The organism is Frankia sp. CcCS3 (assembly GCF_977927575.1).
The window spans coordinates 1-3,696 of the sequence record NZ_CDWRCL010000195.1; the positions used below are offsets into that span (position 1 = coordinate 1).

Genomic DNA, 3,696 nt, shown 5'->3' on the forward strand with positions numbered 1-3,696 from the left:
CGTCCGCAGGCCGCATGAAACCCGACGAATTAACGGTTCCGACCACTAGTGGTCCGAACGGGTCGGCGACGGTGAGTACCCCCGGCAGCTTCCCGACGTCGGCGAGCAACTCCTCGACCTGCTGGTGCACCAGCGGGTCCGCCAGCGTGCCGCGCCTGGCGTGCAGCACGATCTGTTCGGTGTCCGGCAGGACGCCGCCTGGAATCACCTTGCGCGCCAGATTCATTGCCCGCTGCGACTCGGAACCGGGAACCGACACATCGTGGCTATATTGCGCGTGACCTGCGATCACGAAGAACACCGCAGGCAGGAGGAGCACCGCCCACATGCCGACCGCGATCCAGCGATGGCGGGCACACAGACGTGCGACGCCTGTCAACGCAACGATCAGCATGGTTGGCCCTTCGTTATTTTGGACAACCTATCTCGCGGGCAAGCAACGTCAATTACTCTTTGGAGTCGAAATGAAATAACTTGCGCGTTTCGAACCCTCCACAGGCCTGTGACCTGCGATGATGCTCTCGATCACGTATTTGTTACTTCATTACGTCCCCTTTGGTGGGGCTCTTTGGTGTGGATCATCGTCCGATAATTCTAGAGACGATTCACGAGAGACGACACTTTACGGCGTTCCCGCACGCCTAGCCTCGTGATCGACCGTACCGCCACGAACTGCCCGACAACCGCTGTGACAAAATTTGTTCACCAGTTCCGGCACCACATTTTTCGGTGGCAAGAATGTGGACGGCGGTATCGGTGCCGGTCGGGGTACCCCGATGGCGGCACTGACCGGGCTGACCGGGCCCGAGCGGGCCGAGCGGGAGCTCCTCGCCCGCTTCACGGCCGAGGAGCGGGTCCCGACACGTCTACCGGCTGTAGGTGCTCGCCGCGTTCGAGCCGGGCAACCGGCGGGAGCACGCCACGGGCACCCTTTTGATCTTGCCGAGCCGGCGGCGCCCGCGAACCGCGGCCGGCGGCGAACCGGCCGATGGCCTCAGCGTCTCAGTGCGGCGGTCGGGTATCGTGAGATCATCCGCCGGCGTGGCGCAATTGGTAGCGCACTCGACTTGTAATCGAGCGGTTAGGGGTTCGAGTCCCCTCGCCGGCTCCAGACAGATGGTCTCTGACCTGCGGTTTCGCGAAATCGGAGATCATCTATTCAAGATCGAAATGGGTTTGTGTACGCATTGTGTGCGCATTCGGCAGGGTCGCGCTCAGAACGATCATCGACGGAGTGTCGTCTTCGGGCTCCTGAGTCGGGATCCGCGGTCGCAATGCCACCTCCCAAAGCGGTTACATTCCGTCACCATCGGCCGGTCCCATGGGCGCTGTTGCATTGCGGGGAAGCTGGACATGCCAGCGACCGGAGCGTCTGCTGATCAGACTGCTGCGGCGAGTTCGGTGAACGCGGCTGCCAGCCGCAGGTGCGGGCTGCTGTCGATCCCGAGTTCGTAGTAGCCGCGGCGGATGTTCTGCACCAAGGCGTGCCCGGCACTGACAGTTTGGACCGAACGCAGCCGTTTCAGTCCGCGCATCGGCCGGAGCCGTGCTTTCAACCGGCCATGATCGGCCTCGATCCGGTTGTTCTCCCGGGCGGCGTCGATGTGGCAGGCCTCGGGAAGCAGCTCATCGAGGAGCCGCGGGTAGACAGACGCCTTGTCGGTGGTGACCTCGACTGGCCGGCGACCTTGGGCCAGCGCCCGAACGAAGAAGCGCCGGGCAGCGGCCTGGTCACGGCGGGTGCTGGCCAGGACATCGATGACCTGGCCATGCTGGTCAACCGCCCGGTACACGTAGGTCCACCGGCCGGCGACCTTGACGTAGGTCTCGTCGATAAACCACCTGTTCCCGGGTCGGTGTCGACACGGCCGGGCCGCCTCGGCCAGCAAGGGCGTGAAGCGCTGCACCCACCGGTAGATCGTGACGTGATCGACCGCGAGACCGCGTTCGACGAGCAGTTCCTCGACGTCCCGGTACGACAGGGCGAACCGCAGGTACCACCGCACCGTAAGGACGATCACCTCGGGTGGGAACCGGAACCCCGCGAACTCCGACGCCGGAACCGGTGGACAGGCACGGCCTCGACCCGTCACTCAGCCATGACTGATCAGGATCCGCGATGCCGGACTCCGCCGATGCCACACGCCTCCGACGGTAGACTCCTGGCCATGGCCGTCGTCAGCCGCATCACCGCCGATCCCGCGATCATGGCGGGTGCGCCGGCGATTCGTGGTACCCGGATCACCGTGTCCGCGGTGCTGGGTCAGCTCGCGGCCGGCTCGACGGTCGAGGAACTGCTCGCCGACTATCCGTCGCTCACCCGCGACGACGTGCTCGCTGCTCTCGCGTTTGCCGCGGAGACAATGCCGCAAGAGCGTCCGTTCATCGCCGCATGAGGTTTCTCGTCGACGAGAACCTCTCACCGCGGGTTGCCGAACTGCTGCGCAACAAGGGCATGGACGCAACGCACGTCCTCGAGCACGGGCTTGGCGGTTCCCCGGATACCGAGGTCAGCGCGTTCGCCGTCACCGAGAGACGTTCGATCATCTCCGCCGACAGCGACTTCACGACTCTGCTCGCACTCAGCCGGGGCATCGCTCCCTCGCTGGTCCTGCTCCGGTCCGGCGACCAGCTCAAGCCCGACGCGCAAGCCGCCCTGCTGCTGGCCAATCTGCCTGCGCTGGAAGCCGACCTCGAACAGGGCGTCGTCATATCGCTCAGCACCACCCACGTACGGGTCCGTCGACTCCCGCTCCGCTGAGTACTGCTACCCCCGATCCGGCCCGCAGTCTCCGCGCAGGTCCCACACTAGACCGCAATCAACTACGTACCGTAGTCGGAGCGTCTCTGTGCCCAGAAAGTTATGTATGTCTGCCATGTCGGTGTGTCGTGCGCCGCACCCGGGCGGCCTGTGTGCGCATTGTGTGCGCGGATGCTCCGGCACGGCGCGGCATCGGCCGGCACGTTCCGGCACGGAAATCGCCCTGACCTCGGATTTTGCGGCACGGGGCGGCACGTTCCGGCATGCTCCGATACGCGGTGATTCGTCTTGTAATCGAGCGGTTAGGGGTTCGAGTCCCCTCGCTGGCTGCGCCACACTCACAGCGTGTGAAAGGCTGCCATGTACCAGCCGTCGATCGGCCTCCTGGACACCTTCTACACCACCCTTCGCGCCGGCTGCGCTCGCCTCTCCGACGGCGGGGGACCGTTCGGCTTCGACATCACCACCGCGCTGCAGGTCGACTACCTGATCGACGCCTATGGATGTGACGGCATCATCAAGACTGGCTGCTTCCTCGGCGACACCACCGACTACCTCGCCCGGCTCTACCCCACTCTGCCGATCATCACCTGCGACGTCGTCGAGGAGCACGCCGCATTCGCCCGCACCCGGCTACGCGACCGGCCGAACACCACCGTGGTGACCGGCGACTCCGCGGCTGTGCTGGCGTCGCTCACCGGCCGGTTCGATCGGCCGCTGGTCTACCTCGATGCCCACTGGTACGACCGCTGGCCACTGGCCGACGAGTTGGCCGCGGTCCAGGCCGGGATCGTCGCTGTTGACAACGTCGACCTCAGCCATCCCCGGTTCGGCTACGACTCCTACGACGGGCAGCCGCTCAACGTCGCCCGGCTGGGCGGCCTCGTCGACCTGGAGACGCTGTACCTGGGCGACCCGTTCATCGCCTACCCGTA

General features: G+C 65.3%; 4 protein-coding genes, 1 tRNA gene and 1 pseudogene. 4 read left to right on the forward strand and 2 right to left on the reverse strand.

What is annotated here, in order from left to right:
- Nucleotides 1-394, reverse strand: a pseudogene (locus AC08OQ_RS15355) (MMPL family transporter); the annotation flags it as partial.
- 641 nt (nt 395-1,035) lie between these two features.
- Between AC08OQ_RS15355 and AC08OQ_RS15360 the strand changes: the two are divergent.
- Nucleotides 1,036-1,111 (forward strand) — tRNA-Thr (locus AC08OQ_RS15360).
- A gap of 268 nt (nt 1,112-1,379) precedes the next feature.
- Here the strand turns inward: AC08OQ_RS15360 and AC08OQ_RS15365 are convergent.
- Nucleotides 1,380-2,093 carry an IS6 family transposase gene (locus AC08OQ_RS15365; RefSeq protein WP_462188313.1) on the reverse strand — a complete coding sequence of 238 codons (714 nt, stop codon included), beginning with the start codon at nt 2,091-2,093 and terminating at the stop codon, nt 1,380-1,382.
- A 75-nt stretch (nt 2,094-2,168) separates the two neighbouring features.
- Here AC08OQ_RS15365 and AC08OQ_RS15370 point away from each other — a divergent pair, with 75 nt between their 5' ends.
- From AC08OQ_RS15370 to AC08OQ_RS15380, 3 genes are all read left to right on the forward strand, one after another.
- The gene (locus tag AC08OQ_RS15370) at nt 2,169-2,396 is read left to right on the forward strand and encodes a DUF433 domain-containing protein (protein WP_035953249.1); all 228 of its coding nucleotides are present in this window, start codon (nt 2,169-2,171) and stop codon (nt 2,394-2,396) included.
- Nucleotides 2,393-2,761 (forward strand): DUF5615 family PIN-like protein, encoded by a 369-nt coding sequence (locus tag AC08OQ_RS15375; RefSeq protein WP_476601723.1) that lies wholly within the window; start codon nt 2,393-2,395, stop codon nt 2,759-2,761. Before AC08OQ_RS15370 ends, AC08OQ_RS15375 begins: the two co-directional genes overlap by 4 nt.
- Nucleotides 2,762-3,121: 360 nt before the next feature.
- Nucleotides 3,122-3,696 (forward strand): O-methyltransferase (locus tag AC08OQ_RS15380; RefSeq protein WP_476612140.1); only part of this gene is annotated, 575 nt, incomplete at its 3' end.

What these genes read in the sequence shown, in the direction of transcription:
- AC08OQ_RS15370 (WP_035953249.1), top strand. Translation starts at nt 2,169, where the DNA reads ATGGCCGTCGTCAGCCGCATCACCGCCGATCCCGCGATCATGGCGGGT.
- AC08OQ_RS15375 (WP_476601723.1), top strand. Translation starts at nt 2,393, where the DNA reads ATGAGGTTTCTCGTCGACGAGAACCTCTCACCGCGGGTTGCCGAACTG.